Annotated in this window: 21 protein-coding genes, 2 pseudogenes and 1 riboswitch; of the genes and pseudogenes, 9 read left to right on the forward strand and 14 right to left on the reverse strand. The window is 41.2% G+C overall.

Translation table 11 applies throughout. The annotated features are described in order from the left end of the window. Position 1: 1 nt before the first annotated feature. Both dctP (JCM19055_RS29715) and dctP (JCM19055_RS13040) read right to left on the reverse strand, forming a co-directional pair. Positions 2-427, reverse strand: a complete 426-nt coding sequence (gene dctP / locus JCM19055_RS29715) for a TRAP transporter substrate-binding protein DctP (protein ID WP_370543133.1) — start codon at positions 425-427, stop codon at positions 2-4. Beyond that, complete coding sequence (gene dctP / locus JCM19055_RS13040; protein ID WP_265182136.1) at positions 328-1,011, reverse strand: TRAP transporter substrate-binding protein DctP; 684 nt, start codon at positions 1,009-1,011, stop codon at positions 328-330. The genes dctP (JCM19055_RS29715) and dctP (JCM19055_RS13040) overlap by 100 nt, the downstream gene beginning before the upstream one ends. 133 nt (positions 1,012-1,144) lie before the next feature. Between dctP (JCM19055_RS13040) and JCM19055_RS27430 the strand changes: the two genes are divergently transcribed. The 4 genes from JCM19055_RS27430 (at position 1,145) to JCM19055_RS13055 (ending at position 3,745) form a co-directional block, all read left to right on the forward strand. Continuing rightward, positions 1,145-1,303: a hypothetical protein gene (locus tag JCM19055_RS27430; protein ID WP_193745428.1), complete on the forward strand. Its 159-nt coding sequence runs from the start codon at positions 1,145-1,147 to the stop codon at positions 1,301-1,303. Between the two features lie 31 nt (positions 1,304-1,334). Then, positions 1,335-1,988 (forward strand): AraC family transcriptional regulator, encoded by a 654-nt coding sequence (locus tag JCM19055_RS23975; RefSeq protein WP_265182159.1) that lies wholly within the window; start codon positions 1,335-1,337, stop codon positions 1,986-1,988. A gap of 85 nt (positions 1,989-2,073) precedes the next feature. Then, positions 2,074-2,835: an SDR family NAD(P)-dependent oxidoreductase gene (locus JCM19055_RS13050; RefSeq protein WP_042360036.1), complete on the forward strand. Its 762-nt coding sequence runs from the start codon at positions 2,074-2,076 to the stop codon at positions 2,833-2,835. A gap of 28 nt (positions 2,836-2,863) precedes the next feature. After that, the gene (locus tag JCM19055_RS13055; protein ID WP_042360037.1) at positions 2,864-3,745 is read left to right on the forward strand and encodes a fumarylacetoacetate hydrolase family protein; all 882 of its coding nucleotides are present in this window, start codon (positions 2,864-2,866) and stop codon (positions 3,743-3,745) included. Between the two features lie 90 nt (positions 3,746-3,835). Here the strand turns inward: JCM19055_RS13055 and JCM19055_RS13060 are convergent, their stop codons facing one another. From JCM19055_RS13060 to JCM19055_RS13085, 6 genes and pseudogenes are all read right to left on the reverse strand, one after another. Next, positions 3,836-5,077, reverse strand: coding sequence for an MFS transporter (locus JCM19055_RS13060; RefSeq protein ID WP_042360038.1), 1,242 nt, complete (start codon positions 5,075-5,077; stop codon positions 3,836-3,838). Further along, the gene (locus tag JCM19055_RS13065) at positions 5,064-5,687 is read right to left on the reverse strand and encodes a winged helix-turn-helix domain-containing protein (protein ID WP_042360039.1); all 624 of its coding nucleotides are present in this window, start codon (positions 5,685-5,687) and stop codon (positions 5,064-5,066) included. Before JCM19055_RS13065 ends, JCM19055_RS13060 begins: the two co-directional genes overlap by 14 nt. Positions 5,688-6,045: 358 nt before the next feature. Continuing rightward, entirely contained in the window at positions 6,046-6,285 is a 240-nt protein-coding gene (locus tag JCM19055_RS13070) for a multidrug efflux SMR transporter (protein WP_265182137.1), read from the reverse strand. Next, a pseudogene (locus tag JCM19055_RS13075) lies at positions 6,282-6,609 on the reverse strand (multidrug efflux SMR transporter). Before JCM19055_RS13075 ends, JCM19055_RS13070 begins: the two are co-directional and overlap by 4 nt. An 82-nt stretch (positions 6,610-6,691) precedes the next feature. Further along, positions 6,692-6,788: riboswitch (guanidine-I (ykkC/yxkD leader) on the reverse strand. 67 nt (positions 6,789-6,855) lie between these two features. Further along, positions 6,856-7,403, reverse strand: a pseudogene (locus tag JCM19055_RS13080) (GNAT family N-acetyltransferase). A gap of 28 nt (positions 7,404-7,431) precedes the next feature. Continuing rightward, positions 7,432-7,884, reverse strand: coding sequence for a GNAT family N-acetyltransferase (locus tag JCM19055_RS13085; RefSeq protein ID WP_265182138.1), 453 nt, complete (start codon positions 7,882-7,884; stop codon positions 7,432-7,434). Between the two features lie 200 nt (positions 7,885-8,084). Here JCM19055_RS13085 and JCM19055_RS13090 point away from each other — a divergent pair, with 200 nt between their 5' ends. From JCM19055_RS13090 to JCM19055_RS25570, 5 genes are all read left to right on the forward strand, one after another. Then, positions 8,085-8,828 carry an SDR family NAD(P)-dependent oxidoreductase gene (locus JCM19055_RS13090; protein ID WP_370543134.1) on the forward strand — a complete coding sequence of 248 codons (744 nt, stop codon included), beginning with the start codon at positions 8,085-8,087 and terminating at the stop codon, positions 8,826-8,828. A gap of 87 nt (positions 8,829-8,915) precedes the next feature. Then, the gene (locus JCM19055_RS13095; RefSeq protein ID WP_042360041.1) at positions 8,916-9,509 is read left to right on the forward strand and encodes a TetR/AcrR family transcriptional regulator; all 594 of its coding nucleotides are present in this window, start codon (positions 8,916-8,918) and stop codon (positions 9,507-9,509) included. Positions 9,510-9,660: 151 nt separating this feature from the next. Beyond that, the gene (locus tag JCM19055_RS13100; RefSeq protein ID WP_370543135.1) at positions 9,661-10,098 is read left to right on the forward strand and encodes a MarR family winged helix-turn-helix transcriptional regulator; all 438 of its coding nucleotides are present in this window, start codon (positions 9,661-9,663) and stop codon (positions 10,096-10,098) included. Between the two features lie 61 nt (positions 10,099-10,159). Further along, positions 10,160-10,744, forward strand: a complete 585-nt coding sequence (locus tag JCM19055_RS25565; protein ID WP_081833685.1) for an MFS transporter — start codon at positions 10,160-10,162, stop codon at positions 10,742-10,744. Continuing rightward, positions 10,647-11,513 carry an MFS transporter gene (locus tag JCM19055_RS25570; RefSeq protein ID WP_265182139.1) on the forward strand — a complete coding sequence of 289 codons (867 nt, stop codon included), beginning with the start codon at positions 10,647-10,649 and terminating at the stop codon, positions 11,511-11,513. The genes JCM19055_RS25565 and JCM19055_RS25570 overlap by 98 nt, the downstream gene beginning before the upstream one ends. Positions 11,514-11,604: 91 nt before the next feature. Here the strand turns inward: JCM19055_RS25570 and JCM19055_RS13110 are convergent, their stop codons facing one another. The 6 genes from JCM19055_RS13110 to menB all read right to left on the reverse strand — a co-directional run bounded on the left by JCM19055_RS13110 (position 11,605) and on the right by menB (position 15,418). After that, positions 11,605-12,102, reverse strand: coding sequence for a hypothetical protein (locus JCM19055_RS13110; RefSeq protein ID WP_042360043.1), 498 nt, complete (start codon positions 12,100-12,102; stop codon positions 11,605-11,607). Positions 12,103-12,226: 124 nt separating this feature from the next. Next, positions 12,227-12,886 carry an SDR family NAD(P)-dependent oxidoreductase gene (locus JCM19055_RS13115; RefSeq protein WP_265182140.1) on the reverse strand — a complete coding sequence of 220 codons (660 nt, stop codon included), beginning with the start codon at positions 12,884-12,886 and terminating at the stop codon, positions 12,227-12,229. Beyond that, complete coding sequence (locus JCM19055_RS29720) at positions 12,867-12,968, reverse strand: SDR family oxidoreductase (protein ID WP_265182141.1); 102 nt, start codon at positions 12,966-12,968, stop codon at positions 12,867-12,869. The genes JCM19055_RS13115 and JCM19055_RS29720 overlap by 20 nt, the downstream gene beginning before the upstream one ends. Before the next feature lie 14 nt (positions 12,969-12,982). Beyond that, complete coding sequence (locus JCM19055_RS13120) at positions 12,983-14,416, reverse strand: AMP-binding protein (RefSeq protein ID WP_370543147.1); 1,434 nt, start codon at positions 14,414-14,416, stop codon at positions 12,983-12,985. Next, entirely contained in the window at positions 14,347-14,604 is a 258-nt protein-coding gene (locus JCM19055_RS29725) for a hypothetical protein (protein ID WP_265182142.1), read from the reverse strand. Before JCM19055_RS29725 ends, JCM19055_RS13120 begins: the two co-directional genes overlap by 70 nt. A 13-nt stretch (positions 14,605-14,617) precedes the next feature. Continuing rightward, on the reverse strand, positions 14,618-15,418 hold the full coding sequence (menB, locus tag JCM19055_RS13125) for a 1,4-dihydroxy-2-naphthoyl-CoA synthase (protein ID WP_042360099.1): 801 nt from the start codon (positions 15,416-15,418) through the stop codon (positions 14,618-14,620). Positions 15,419-15,420 lie beyond the last annotated feature (2 nt).

Below are 15,420 nucleotides of genomic sequence, written 5' to 3' on the forward strand. Positions count from 1 at the left end.
TTTAATCCTCCTTAGGCCGCTCTTCCATTAGTTCTAATACGTGTTCATATAAACCAGGCGACCAGGAGGGCATTGAATCGTAGAAAGGTTCAACCGCTTCTCGGAACAATTCTTGGTCAACCTCATGAACGGTCATGCCTTCATTTTTAAACGTTTCGAGTGCTTCTTTCTCTTCTAGTTCGGTAATGGCATGTGTGTACCTTGCTGCCTCTTCACTCGTTTCTGAAAGAATTCGTTCTAAATCTTCAGGTAACTCTTCCATCATTCCAGTTCCTGTTACCCAAATACTCATCACTTTCATATGACCGGTTAATGTCAGATGATTTGTCACTTCATTAGTTCGAGTCCCTTGCAACACAGGTAGAGGGTTCTCTGCCCCATCAATGACGCCTTGTTGAAGTGATGCATACAAATCACCCAGTGGCAAAGGGGTTGGTGAGGCTCAAGCGCTTGAAATGCCCGAATGTAAAGATTATTGTTAGGCACTCGTATTTTCATGCCTTGCAAGTCTTCTGGAGTCTTGACAGGTGCTTTCGTCATCAAATGCCGTTCACCATAGATGGTTTCTTTTCCTAGGAGTGCTAGTCCCATGTCATTCATGTCATTTTCTAGATCTGCATACCAATCTGTTGTAGTTAAATAGAGGAGGTCATCAAACTCTTCTGCCAAATATGGGGCTGCTAAAATTCCTAGGTCAGGAACATAATCCATTAAAAAATCATAAGCCGTAAACACAATGACATTGTTGCCTCTCATAGCAAGTTCAATCATGTCACTCTCGCCTCCAAGTTGAGAACTTGGATAGACATTCAGTTGTAAACGTCCATCGCTCTCTTCTTCAGCCAGTTCTGCCCACTTGCGCGCTTGCTGGTCTAGCGGTTCGCCTGGTTGATTTCCGTAAGCAATATTAATCGTGTGCACATCTTGCTCGACTGCAGCGGATGTACTTAAGGAACAACCTGAAGTGACGAGGAGCATAGCACCTAAAACACTAACAAGCCCTCTTCTCATTTCAATTAATCTCCCTTCATAAGAAAACGCTTTCAACATGTTTTATTTATGCTATCATGAAATCATTACGCAATGATATTGCGATTTGTAGTGAAAAACTTGCGTATTTTAATCTATGAAGGGCGGGACTTTTATGGATGCGATTGTGAAAGAGTTTGATGAATCCAATGTTGTTCCATTCCACATGGCTTTCCATCATACAAAAACAAAGTATGAAGAACTTCCTCATCACTTACATGAATGGCATGAAGTCTTTTTAGTTCACAAAGGGAAAAGCCGCTTTTTTTATTGATGATCTGTTTTATGACTTAGAACCTGGAGATATTGTAATAATCCCGAGTAATGTAATTCATTGTACTCAACCAGCTGATGGCGCCCTTTTTACGAGTTCCGCATTGTTTTTTTGCCCATCGATTCTTACTGGAAATCGTGATGTGCTTGCTGATTTATTTTCTTCTTCAAAGTTACAAAGAAAGCATCGCTACCATCTGAGCGAAGAAAAGCAACGTGAATTTCTAGAACTCTTGAATAAACTCAATCACGAGTCTTCCAAATCTGATCATTATACAGCGGACATGTCGACCATACTTATTCAGGCCATTGTCATCTTCTTAAGCAGACATTGTCACACATCCCCACATGAGACAGCAGGGATGCCAGACTGGATTCACCACAGTCTTCACTACATTAACGATCATTTAGATGAAGAGATCGAACTTACACAACTCGCGTCTGCTGCTTGTGTTCACCCTGCTTATTTTAGTAAGCGATTCAAAACAACGATCGGACTCACGTTCAGTGATTTTGTTAAATCAAAGCGAATGATTAAAGCGAAAGAATTACTCCGGAATTCTCCTTGCAGCGTACAAGACATCGCTGAACAATGCGGGTATAAAAGCATGCCTCATTTCTTTCGAACGTTTCGCGCAACGACAGGCAAAACTCCTTCGGTATATCGTAAAATGAGCTTAAATTAAGGTATCTTTTCGCTAAATTACGCAATTCTATTCTCTATTTTGATGTGCTAAAGTAAGCACATAATAAAAACGAGGAGGATATCACATGCGCTTACGTCAGAAAATTGCCATTATTACAGGCGGTGGATCAGGTATTGGTCAACGTACAGCTGAACGCTTTGCAAATGAAGGAGCAACTGTCGTTATCGCAGACATTGACCGTGAGAATGGCCAACGAACCGCGGATGCTCTAAAAGGAGATCAACGGTTTATTGAGACTGATACGACAGACGCGAATTCTGTACATGAACTCGTCGAAAAGGTCATAGAGGAGTATGGACGGATCGATGTTTTGTTCAACAACGCTGGAGTGAGTGGTGTTGGTCGTTTGCATGAAGTTGATGAAGATGACTGGGACCGTGTGATGAATATCAACGTAAAGGGTGTATTTTTACCGTCGAAATCAGTAATTCCACATATGATTAAAGCAGAGTCTGGTGTGATTATTAATATGTCTTCTTGTATCGCAGAAATTGGTCTTGGAGAACGTGCATCCTACGCGACTTCTAAAGGGGCTGTTTTATCATTGACAAAACAAATGCAAGTAGATTATGCCAAATACAACATTCGTGTGAATGCCTTACTCCCTGGCACGATTATGACACCTTTTGTTGAAGATTACTTATCTCGAGCAGAAGAGCCAGACAAGGCGATCGCAAAGATAAAGACTCGCCAATTGTCAGGTGATCTCGGAAAGCCTGAAGATGTTGCTGATGCAGCGCTATTTCTTGCATCAGATGATTCTCGATTTATGATGGGCTCACCACTATACGTTGACGGTGGCGTCGTTTTTGGTAAAGATGCTTAAACATTACGAGTACAGGAGATGAAGAACTATGAAACTAGCCAATCTAGAAGTAAACGGCAATTCGCACCTTGGAGTCTGTATCAATGACTCGATCATCGACGTAACGAAAACATTAGCAAACGAACAACGCACAGATTTGCCAACGTCAATGATGGATTATATTAACGCAGACGACCATACACAACATGCCTTTCAAGATTACTTAACGACACTTTCTAAGACCAACTCATCTAATTTAACTGAAACAGACGTTACATTTGGTCCAGTAGTACCCCATCCTGAGAAGATTATCTGCGTCGGATTAAATTACCGCAAACATGCAGATGAGACAAATTCGCCTTACCCTGAGGTACCGATTCTATTTAATAAATTTAACAATACCCTCACGGGTCATAACCATGATGTTGTTGTTCCAGCTGTAACGAATGAGTTGGATTACGAAGTGGAACTTGCGATTGTAATCGGTCAAACGGCAAGCCAAGTGTCTGAGGAAGATGCACTTAATTATGTACTCGGTTATGCGACTGCAAATGATCTCTCAGCAAGGGATTTACAACTGCGCACACCACAATGGTTACTTGGAAAGACACTTGATGATTTTAATCCAATTGGACCTTACTTAGTAACAAAAGATGAAGTACCCGACCCACAACAGTTAGCACTAACAACTACAGTGAACGGTAAGACTCGTCAAGTTTCCAACACATCAGATATGATTTTCACATGTAAAGAAATCATTAATTACATCTCACAACATTTCACCCTAAAACCAGGGGACATTATCTTAACTGGGACGCCTGAAGGTGTCGCCATGGGGATGCCTGAAACAGAACGGGAATACTTAAAATCAGGGGATACCGTTACGGTAAGCATAGAGAAGCTCGGTTCCTGCACAACTCGATTCATCTAATGGGGACAGTCCCCACTGCTTTATAGTATTAAAGTGCATTGTAAAAAGGAAGACTGCAACATGTTGACGTGTTGCAGTCTTCCTTTTTGTTCAATCTGCCGTTACAAAGCCTCGCAACTTCCAAAAGCTTAAGCATGCCGTACAAATCAATACAAGTCCACTTACAAGCAATATCGTTCCAATTGATATAGAGATCGATAATAACCAAGCGGTTATCATATATGAAATTGGTGCTAAGCCCCTTGAAGCGGTTCCGAGCATACCTGTTACCCTTCCTAGCATTTGTGGGTCTGTTTTTTCTTGGATTAACGTACGAATCGGTATATCGCCAATACTAATTGCAATTCCAATCAATGCTAAGACGACAATCGCTTGCCACAATGTCGTTGACTGGCTTAATAATACCAACGTTACACCGAGCAAGATGAGGCGCGATACGGATAGAAGACCTCGTTTCTTGTTAGGATTCCACGCTGCAACGATTAGCGCACCGAGAACCATCCCAATCGCAAACGATGCTTCTAGTAAGCTAAGATCAAATGCATTTCCATCTAAAATCTCACTCACAATAATCGGCGATGCCATCGTTCCTGGTCCAGTGATAATTAGATTCGTTATAATACTCATCGTCATTGCCCCTATTAAAAACTGAGACTTCGAAGCGTATTGAAAACTATCACGTAGTTCTCTAAAAATCGTCGTTTTTGCATGTGTCTTTTCTGTTTCAAAACCTAGTAAAGGCAATATACAAATTGCTCCTATAAGTAACAGCACAACGACTGTTCCAAAGACAAGCTCAAATGACCCTAACGTTAAGAGAAGACCGGCAATTAAAGGACCACTAATAAACGTCAGCCGAAACGATAGCTCAAGAAACGAATTCGCACGGGTTAATTGTTCTTTTGGAATTAACGCTGGAACAATCGTATTGTTCGCCGGCCAATAAAACGCATCAAGAACTCCAAATAACAAAGCGAATAGAATTAATGTCCAAACATCTAACAACCCGAAGACGATGAGAATGACCATCATGGCAATGAGTACACTTCTTATGAAATTGGATAAGAGCATGAGTACCGAACCTTTTATTCGATCCGCATACGCTCCTCCAAACACCATAAATAGCACTCGAGGTAATGACGTAGCCGCAAGAACAAGTCCTAATGCGGCTTGATTGTTCAACTCGTCCACAACATACCACGTCTCGGCAAGCAAAAAGATTGAAAATGCAAACCCTGTGAATGTACTTGATAACAAAATTAAAATAAAATTCCGATTTTTAAAAAGTGACGGTAGCGTTACTCGTTCCTCGATGTGTTCATGATTGTTCATCCGAGTCTCGCTTCTTTTGATCGCCGAACTCTTCAAAGAAAGGTTCATCCAATTGAAAACCAATTGTCGTTAAATAATAAGGCTTACCATCTTCTCCGTCCATCTCATAAAATTCATCAACGAGTTTTCGATATTTAGCAATCCATTCAATGAACTGCTCTTCACGAAGTCGCGTTTCGACTTGCATCGCAATTGCAGGTCGTTTCGTAGGGTCTGAGCTTTTTAATTTAAATGCTTCATCTGGTGCTGCTAAAGCGCGAAGTCTTGCCCGTTGTAATACGTTTAAGACCGTACCTCGAAAATAATCCCCAACCTCAGCTGCATGAGGCATCAATTGTTCACTTGGGAAATAGCTTTTTGCAACGGCTTTATAAAACTTTTGAACGACACCCTTCTTTTCTTCTTTATGTACAACCTTTATAAACTTATTCTTTTCAAGCTCATGCAAGGCGTAATGAACTTTAGAACGGGGAACCTCTAGTGTTTTTGCTAATTGTTGACCCGTGTAGGATTGTTCAACAAGCATCGTTAAGATGTGAGAACGAAACGGATCACTTACAACTTTTAACTGTTCATGGTTTTCAATCATCATGTACGAGTGTTGTGTCATCTAATATCCTCCTTATTAATTTAACCCGAGTTAATTTTTTAACTCACATTTATATAATCACTTATATCAGTATAATTGTCAAATTATTTAAAATTGATGAACGGTTAGATTGCTGCTCTTTAGCGTTACTTTCTTATTAGCAATGAGTTATTATTTATTACTTTTATATTTTATCAAAATAATTACGGTACGTGAAATTATAAAAATTCTATCTTTAAACAAAGTCATCACCCTCTTCTATGAAAAAATCAACACCCTTCAGATCGAAGGGTGTTGACGTTATCCTGAAACGACTCGCAAACCGATTACAGCAAAAATAATGACGACCAAGCAAACGATTCGTTTTACATCTTTTGAGTCATTGTAAAAAAATCATCCCGATCACTGCACTTCCTACCGTCCCCATTCCTGTCCAAACTGCATAAGCAACACCTAAGGGGATCGTCTCCATTGCAATCGATAGCAACGTAAGACTAATGGCAAACCCAAAAACGATAAACAATATCCCGCTTACTTTCTGCCCTTGAATATAACGCTGTATGCCATTCACTCCTGCGACTTCAAGTAAACCCGCGATGATGAGTATCATCCAACTCATGAGTGCTCTTCCTCCTTTTTACCTGTTACCATTTTTAGACCTAACACTCCACTCAGAAGCATGGCGACGAAGAAAACGACCCCAATATTTAGAGACGTTCCAAAAAAAGACGATATCGACCGCCACAGTCCCGACGGTACCAAGCCCGACGAAGACCGCATAGACCGTACTTGTCGGTAAAGACGATGCAGCACGTATTAACAAGCCAAAACTAATAATGATTGCAATGATTGTTAACGTCCACGTCATTAAATCATTTGCATACTTTAATCCTGTTGCCCAGCCAATTTCAAATAACGCGGCAATCACGACTGTAATCCACATACGCTCACCTCTTTTTTTTATTATTCCCGAGACTTTTTAAAACATGAAAAAGCCCGGGACATACTGCGTGACTTTACGCAATATCTCCCGGGCTTTTTTCCCTCCGTGAACAGCACATTGGAGTGCTGCACTTTCCCTCGGACCAGACCCCTTCGAGCGGAACCCTAGAAAGTGTTTATTTATTCTTTTACTAACTACCGTTAGTTAGTATTGTAGCAAATCTTCGTCATATAGGCAAGGTAATACTTAATCATTAGGATTTAATAAAGAAAATCGTACATGATCTTCCCACCGGTCATTAACTTTAAGCATCTGCTTGTAAGCCCTTCTCGTTCAAACCCTAGTTTCTCAACGACCCGAATAGAAGCTTTATTCTTCGGCATAATCGGCGCTTCAATGCGATGGATGTGGTACTCTTCAAACATAACATTAATGGCTGCCCGTAATGCTTCAGTAAGATATCCTTTCCCATTTTCATTCTGATCCATCTTATAGCCAACATAGCACGACTGCATAATACTACGAATAATGTTCGAGAAATTGATACAACCGATCAGTTTTGTACCCTCTTCTTTTTTATAGATCCAAAACTTCACAGCTTGTCCGTTCGAGTAATGCACTTGATCTTGTTTTAGTAACTCAACTTGAGTAGCAACCGTGAAGAAGGCTTCACTCTTTTTTGCCTCCCATTTTTCTAAAAATTGCTTGTTCTGTATGTAAAATTGCAACACTTCCTCCGCATGCGAAGGACCGAGTTGCTTTAATTGAAGCCGATCTGTTTCAATTTGCTTCATTCTCCTCACCTCTTTCGATCACTAACATTTAGATGTTTCGTTTATATCGTAGGCTCACGTACGGTTCATTCTCGATCGTTGCATAGCCTCTTTGCTTCGTTAGAAAGATAAACCCTTTTGCTTTGTAAAATGGAATGCCCTTTTCATTATGCTGTTGTACAGACACCCATTGCTCTGTTGCACCAAGAGTTAGTTGCTGCTTTGTGATTTCTGCAAGTAACTTTGAACCGATCCCCTCATTCCGACGATCGGGATCAATATACAAAACGAACAGCTCTGCGCTTTGTTCAGTAATCATTCCACCGCCACCTGCACCAACTACGGTTCCATTTTCTAGTGCAACAAAATAACCACCCCAATGTCGACTCGTTTCTGTCACTTCTCTAGTAACACGAGCTTCATGATAAAACTCATCACAGATCCTTTGAATATACTCAGCAGATGCTAACTCTTTATACGTCGACCAGTACCTCTCGTGCATACCGAAATGATACCAGCTACGTGCCGTTTCGTTGCTTTTCGAACTTGGATCATCGTCTCACCTCTTCTGACTATTATGACATAAGCAGTGAGGTACGCAGATCAGCTTTTCGTTGGCTTTTTTTAGAGTACTATGATATAACAAAGATGTGAACTAATTTACATCATGTAAATTATATACTATCAACGGAGGGGTACATTATGAGATTACAAAATAAAGTTGCTATTATTACCGGTGCTGCAAATGGCATGGGTGCCAAAGAAGCAGAATTGTTTGCTGCTGAAGGAGCAAAAGTCGTTGCAACAGACGTAAATACTGAGCAATTAGACAAACTCGTCTCTCGTGTAAAAGCAACTGGAGGAGAGATCTTAGGGATTACGCATGACGTGAGTTCTGAAGACCAATGGAAAAGTGTTATCGCAACAACTCTTGACACGTTTGGAAAAGTGGATGTACTCGTCAACAATGCTGGTATTTCAATTAATAAAAGTTTTGCAGAGTTAACGATGGAGCAATGGAACAGCGTTATGGACGTTAACTTAAATGGCTGCATTCTCGGCATGAAATATGCAATACCTGAAATGAAAAAAACAGGTGCAGGATCTGTGATCAACATTTCCTCCATTGGTGGCATTGTTGGTATGGCAGGTTCAAGCCCTTACACAGCTGCTAAAGGTGCGTTACGTTCCCTTTCAAAATCAGCTGCCGTCGAATACGGAAAAGATAACATTCGCGTAAACTCTGTACACCCTGGCATTATTGTGACACCGATGACTGCTGAATCAATGGAACAAGCGATGCCGTATTACCAAATGCACACACAATTACCGAACCTCGGAGAACCTGAAGATGTAGCCTATGGCGTACTCTTTTTAGCGAGTGATGAATCCAAATTTATGACAGGCTCAGAACTTGTCATTGACGGTGGTTGGACAGCCCTATAACATGAACAAAAGAAATCAGGTTAGTACCCTGATTTCTTTTGCTTTTCTATGGTAAACTTTGTACGACCAATACAGTAGGTGATCGAAATGAAAAGAATGGATCCGCGGCAACACCGATCTATCGAGAAGTTACACAAAGCGTATATAACGCTAGTGAGAGAACCGTCCACACCGTTAACCATTCAAATGTTGTGCAAAGAGGCAAACATCACGCGCCCAACGTTTTACAAACAATTTAAAGACATTGCGGAGCTTAAGTATGACGTCCATGACACGTTGTTAGGTAAATTAAAACAATCGTTAACGATTAATAACCCTAAACCCCTTTCGGAGCTTCGCCAAGAGGAACGATTCATCTATCTTGAAACTTTTTTTGAACATATTTATGACAATCACGATACGTATGAGACGCTTCTTATTGATCATGCAGATGCATCGTTTTTAAATGGTGTTAAATCTGTCATTCATGATTATATTGACGAAGGAATTAGCTACACGAATTATAGTGATCGACTTCGTGGAGACCGCTCATTACTCGTCTCTTATATAACCGGTGCCTATATAGAAAGTGTCTTATGGTGGATACAACATCAATACAATTACACGCCACAGCAAATGGCCAAACAACTTATTGATCTTTCAATTTTCGGTCCATACAATCTAGATGAAAGTAACGAGTAATCAAAAGTTCACGTTAACACTCGTTACTTTTTTATGAACGTGCGATTCCTTCACACGTGAAAATGACGATTATTACTTCGTATACAAATCAATTGTGTACAAATGATTTACGCTGTGTTATCGTCTAATTAATCAGAATAATTAAAAAGAGGTGTCGAGATTGCAAAACTTCCATGAATGTGTGCATTTCTTACTCGGTAAATCACTTCAACGAGTAAACCAAGTAAGTAAGTCTAAACTTCAGCCATTCGGGATTACACCTGTTCAATATGCCTTATTACGTCAACTTTGGAAGCAAGATGCTCAACTTGGTTATGAATTAGCTGATCGCTTGCTTTTAGATCGTGCAACCATTACAGGCGTAATTGATCGCTTAGAGCAGAATGGATGCATTGAACGACGAATTGACACCACCGATCGTCGTAATCGAGTTGTTTGTTTAACAGAAAAAGGTCAATCCTTGGAGGCGCCATTAATGGAACAGATGGCACAGATGAATCAAGATGTATTATCTGAATTTAGCGACGAAGAAGCTCAACAACTTAAAGAGATGCTCTACCGTCTAGGTATAAAACAGATGGCAAGGTAACGGTAGCGATAATCCATTCGTCTACTGTTTGATTTGCTTTTTGCTAATTGGAGGAACGATTATGACGAGTGTATCTACCACCGAGACGACAGAAGCGTTCGCGTTTAATGAACGACTAGTGTTAAGTTTTTGGGCAATTGGCATGTGGCTGATGACGATGAATACAACGATGTTTAATGTTGCTCTTCCATTTGTCATCCTTGATTTTCAGTTAACTTCATCTGTGGCTACTTGGATCGTATCCGGTTATTCCATTGTCTTTGCCATCTCTGCCTTAACTTTTAGTCGCTTGTCAGATTATGTACCGATAAAAAGGCTCATTAGTATCGGTTTAATCATCTTAGGCTTCTCGTCTTTGCTCGGATTTTTTGCGACGAACTTTACCACACTGCTCATTGCTAGACTTCTTCAAGCCATTGGTGCAAGTACGTTGCCATGCCTTGCCATCGTTTTATCGTCAAAATACATTCCGATTAGTAGGCGAGGAAATGCAATGGCGATCATCGCAGCAGCGGCAGCACTCGGATTTGGGATGGGACCTCTCGTTGGTGGTTTTTTTTACAGAATTTTGGGGATGGAATTATTTATTTTTAGCGCCGTTTGTTGTCCTGTTTATTCTTCCTGTTTTGCGACGGAATTTACCTGAAGAATCCATTCAACGTGTTCAATTTGATGGACTAGGAGCCATTCTCGTTGGGGTTGCGGTTGTTTCTACCCTTTTAGTTATTACTAGCGGTATTTTTGTTGCGATCGTCATTGCAATTCCAGCGTTTTTTTTGCTTTGGAAACACGTACACAAGACAGCCATTCCCTTTATACAACCTGAGCTTCTGCATAATCGCCAGTTTTTAACGTTAACCGTCTTTCCATTTACTTCATTCTTTATGAACTTCGCAACGATGTTTTCTATTCCCATTTTGTTATTCGAACTGTTTGATCAAAATCCACTTCAAATTGGCTTAATTATGTTTCCAGGTGCGTTACTTGCAGCCATATTAACGCAATCATCTGGGAAGTTCATTGACCGTAAAGGCCCGCTTGTCGTCATGTTACTCGGTCTTCTATTACTTAGCTTTGCGACGATTTTATTTGCACTGTTTGCCAGTTTCTCGGCGTATGTATCACTCAGTCTACTTGTCTTTATGATTGCTGGCTCCAACATCTTAATGGCGAGTGCAAACAATGAAATTTCACGCGTTCTCCCCCAAACTCTAATCGGTGCCGGAATGGGCGTCTCACAACTCGTCCAATTTATAGGTGGTGCATTTGGTGTCGGTGTGACTGGATTAATTCTTTCGCTACAGCAACATGTGGAAGCCGCACAAACGTTTCGAAACTTGTATTTACTTCTATTAATCTGGTTAATCGTTGCAACCGTTGTGTTTTTCGTCTATAGAAAAACGAAAAGAGAATGAGGCAGTTCTTATTCAAAATCAAAAATACGTCAACTGCCTCTTACTATTTAAGGTGCTGACACCCATTCACTTATTTAGTTCGTTAAAACCTCTATTCCTCGTATTCATAAATCGTTGAACCGAAGCCATTATTTGATTCGATCCCCCAACGTACGCTTGATACTTCTGGCAAGAGATGACGACGATTTCCCCAATTTAAAATATGAATGCGATCCAACTCGTTTCGTGTTCGATCCGTAATGAACTGTGAATTAAACGCTGGCTTATGAACATGAATTAATAATCGCTCCGCATTTTTAATCTGCTCGTACCAAACGTTATTGTCGATTTGATGTTCACCCCCTATTCTTCCAATATAGATCTTCGTATGAGCGGAATCATTCATAATGACATACTTGTCATTATGTTGCCCTAGTCGAGTTCTGAACGTTTGATTGTTTGCTTGTCCTATGTATAGTAATACGTCACTTCCATACGTAACATGGTTACCGTAAATTTGATATAGCCCGTAATCGGTACGCTCGTCACCTAGCTGCTTTACTTGTTCAAAGGTAAACGGTCCATCCCAATAAACCTCTATAACGTTCACTTTGTCACCCCTTTCTAATATTCTTTAATATCGACTTAACCAACACCTATATGAACTAAAAATAAAAAAGCCATTCTATAAGAACACAATTGTGTCCTTATAGAATGCTTGCGCCACAACACGTTTACGCCATCGTCAATCCACCGTTCACCGACAACGTTTGCCCGGTAATGTAATCTGCTTCTTTAGAAGCGAGAAATGCAACAGCGTTAGCAATGTCTTCTGCTTCGGCTAGTCTCCGGAATGGGATTGCTTTTTCTAACGCTTTAACGATGCCCTCATTGTACGTACTAATCTCTTGAAGTAGTGGCGTATTGCTCGGTCCTGGGGCAATGCAATTAACGTTGATTTTATGACGGGCCATTTCCCGAGCGAGTGTCTTCGTAAACGAAACGACACCACCTTTTGCGGCGGAATAAACGGCTTCTCCCGATGAACCGACTCGTGCGGAGTCAGATGCTAAGTTAATGACTTTGCCTCCGTGACCTTGTTCAATCATTTGTGGTAAGACGGTTTTACACGTATGAATTTGACCGAGTAAATTAATGGCAATGACTTTTTCCCACGTATGTGGCTCGCTTTCTAAAAACGGTTCAATCTTATCCCAGCCGGCGTTATTAATGAGTACATCAATCTGTCCGAACGCTTTCATCGCTTCGTTCGTTGCCTCCGAAACATCCTTAAGGCTCGTTACATCACAGCGTACCGCAATTGCCTCTGTTTCTAATAGACTGACCGTTTCTTCAGCGGCACTTTGATCAATGTCAGTTACGACGACTTTCACAGCTTTTTTTCGCTAATGTTCTGGCGATTTCACGACCAATGCCACGTCCTGCTCCTGTTATAAACGCAATCGTTTCTCCCATACTCGCTCCTCCTACTATGCTTTTGTTTTTAGCATGTCTCGTAATTTGTATTTTTGCACTTTGCCACTCGGAGTTCGTGGAAATTCATCAATAACTTCGAGATACTCAGGCCAGTACTGTTTTGCGACCCCTTTATCTTTCAAATAGGATTGCAATTCACTTAACGTTAAATGACTCGCCTGTGACACGATTTCAACGATGGCACATGCCTTCTCTTGAAGACGTTCATCTGGAACTGCGACGACTTGAGCGCCTTTGATATCGGGGTGTTCATATAAAACATTCTCGATATAAGCAACGGGAATGTTCTCGCCACCTCGAATAATAATGTCTTTATCTCTTCCAGTAATTCTCACGTACCCGTCACGATCAATCGTTGCTCGATCACCCGTGATGAACCAATCATCCGTAAATTCAGATGCCGTCAATTCTGGCTGATGAAGGTAGCCAATGAAAAGTGCAGGACCTTTCACGAGTAAGGAGCCTTCTTCATTTGCCTCACATTCGTTTCCATTTTCATCCACCGTCTTAATCATCATCTCTGGAAACGGGCAACCGTCTGTTTCAGTTAATTTTTCCGTTGAGTCATCCAACTTTGTAAGTGTGACGAGGCCATTTTCGGTTTGACCCCATCCTGATAAAATCGTAAATGGCACGTTTTCTTTCGCTTCTTTCACAAGCGCCCGTGGAATTGGCGCACCGAGCGAGACAAATGCTCGTAACGTTTTAAGATTAAACGATTTCACGTTTTCAAATTGCACCACGTCTTGCAAGAACGGCGTTGCACTCGCTGTAAATGTAATTCGTTCTTTTTCTACCGATCGCAAAAACTGCTCAGGGTTCCACACGTCTTGGTACACAGCCGTACCACCAATCGTTGTCGGCAACCGCACCCCATAACCAAAACCCGTCTGATGACCGAATGTTGAAGGCATAAACATAACGTCTTCATCGGTTAGATGCAGTCGCTCAATCCAGTAGTTTGTCGACATACAAAGCGTATTGTGTGTATGCATGACACCCTTCGGCAACCCCGTCGTTCCTGATGTGAAAATAACTTCAGTGACGTCATTTGGATCATGTGGACTCTCGAGCACTTTACGGTCTTCTGTATGTTCAAAACGAACTTCTGTTAATTCAGTAAACGCTTTCATTTCTTTCGGTACATCATCACCGACGACAAACACGTGATCTAGTTCTGGCCAGTCACCCCATAATCGCTCAATCATATCGGTGTAACAAAAGCCTCTAAAATGATCAGGAATGACGATTATTTTAGAGCTTGCAGTCTTAACCATATACCCGATCTCTCGATCTCGGTAAATTGGAATGAGTGGATTTGTAATCGCCCCGATCATCGTCGCCGCATAATGCACGATCACAAATTCATTCCAATTTGGTAGTTGAACACTAATGACATCGCCTTTTCGAAGGCCATAGTGATACAGCCAAGCGCCACGCGCTCCACCTTCTTATAAAGCTCACTGTACGTATACCGACTACGACCGTCGATCACCGCTTCTTTGCTCGGTGAATTTTCCACACATTGGTTCAAATAATCTAAGATCGTCGTATTAGGCCAAACCTTCTCATACTTCTGTAACGTCTTTAGAGGTACATGATTTGTTTCAGTCACGAATGATGCCCCCTTAACTACGGAATTTTTGAAAATCGACCGAACGTTTTTCTAGGAACGCGTTTTTGCCTTCTTCAGATTCCTCACTATTATAAAACATTGCAAGGCTACCCATCGCGAGTTGAGATATTCCCGTAATGCTTGCAGAATCAGCGTTAAAGGAGTATTTCAGCATCTTAATTGCCGTCGGGCTTTTCTCGAGAATTTTTTCAGCCCAATTTCTTGCTTCTTGTTGGAGCTCGTCTTGTGGAACGACTTTATTGACAAGTCCCATCTCTTTGCATTCCTCAGCGCTATATTGCTCGCATAAATACCAAATCTCTCGTGCCTTTTTCTCACCAACAATTCTCGCAAGATACGCAGATCCAAACCCTGCGTCATAACTTCCAACCTTCGGTCCGCTTTGTCCAAACTTTGCTGTATTAGCCGCAATCGTTAAATCACAGATCACATGCAACACATGACCTCCACCGATTGCAAAACCATTAACAGCAGCGATCACAGGCTTTGGGATGTTTCGAATCGTTTGGTGAAGATTTTCTACTTCTAAACCGATTCCCATACCAAGTCCGCCTTGGTCGTCATAACCACCTTCACCAGCCTTTTGCTTTTGATCACCACCGACACAAAATGCTTTTTCTCCTTCGCCCGTTAAAATAACCGCTCCAACCGCGTTATCATCCCAAGCATCGCGAAACGCGGCAATCAATTCACGGATCGTTAATCCCCGAAAAGCGTTGTATACGTGGGGACGGTTGATCGTAATCGTTGCAATGCCTTCATGTTTTTCATAATTAATGTCTTCAAAATACATGT

The organism is Geomicrobium sp. JCM 19055 (assembly GCF_000698185.1).
Lineage (GTDB): Bacteria > Bacillota > Bacilli > Bacillales > Marinococcaceae > Geomicrobium_A > Geomicrobium_A sediminis.

What these genes read in the sequence shown, in the direction of transcription:
- dctP (WP_265182136.1), bottom strand. Translation starts at nt 1,011, where the DNA reads ATGAGAAGAGGGCTTGTTAGTGTTTTAGGTGCTATGCTCCTCGTCACT.
- JCM19055_RS27430 (WP_193745428.1), top strand. Translation starts at nt 1,145, where the DNA reads ATGGATGCGATTGTGAAAGAGTTTGATGAATCCAATGTTGTTCCATTC.
- JCM19055_RS13050 (WP_042360036.1), top strand. Translation starts at nt 2,074, where the DNA reads ATGCGCTTACGTCAGAAAATTGCCATTATTACAGGCGGTGGATCAGGT.
- JCM19055_RS13055 (WP_042360037.1), top strand. Translation starts at nt 2,864, where the DNA reads ATGAAACTAGCCAATCTAGAAGTAAACGGCAATTCGCACCTTGGAGTC.
- JCM19055_RS13060 (WP_042360038.1), bottom strand. Translation starts at nt 5,077, where the DNA reads ATGAACAATCATGAACACATCGAGGAACGAGTAACGCTACCGTCACTT.
- JCM19055_RS13065 (WP_042360039.1), bottom strand. Translation starts at nt 5,687, where the DNA reads ATGACACAACACTCGTACATGATGATTGAAAACCATGAACAGTTAAAA.
- JCM19055_RS13070 (WP_265182137.1), bottom strand. Translation starts at nt 6,285, where the DNA reads ATGAGTTGGATGATACTCATCATCGCGGGTTTACTTGAAGTCGCAGGA.
- JCM19055_RS13085 (WP_265182138.1), bottom strand. Translation starts at nt 7,884, where the DNA reads ATGCACGAGAGGTACTGGTCGACGTATAAAGAGTTAGCATCTGCTGAG.
- JCM19055_RS13090 (WP_370543134.1), top strand. Translation starts at nt 8,085, where the DNA reads ATGAGATTACAAAATAAAGTTGCTATTATTACCGGTGCTGCAAATGGC.
- JCM19055_RS13095 (WP_042360041.1), top strand. Translation starts at nt 8,916, where the DNA reads ATGAAAAGAATGGATCCGCGGCAACACCGATCTATCGAGAAGTTACAC.
- JCM19055_RS25565 (WP_081833685.1), top strand. Translation starts at nt 10,160, where the DNA reads ATGACGAGTGTATCTACCACCGAGACGACAGAAGCGTTCGCGTTTAAT.
- JCM19055_RS29720 (WP_265182141.1), bottom strand. Translation starts at nt 12,968, where the DNA reads ATGGGAGAAACGATTGCGTTTATAACAGGAGCAGGACGTGGCATTGGT.
- menB (WP_042360099.1), bottom strand. Translation starts at nt 15,418, where the DNA reads ATGTATTTTGAAGACATTAATTATGAAAAACATGAAGGCATTGCAACG.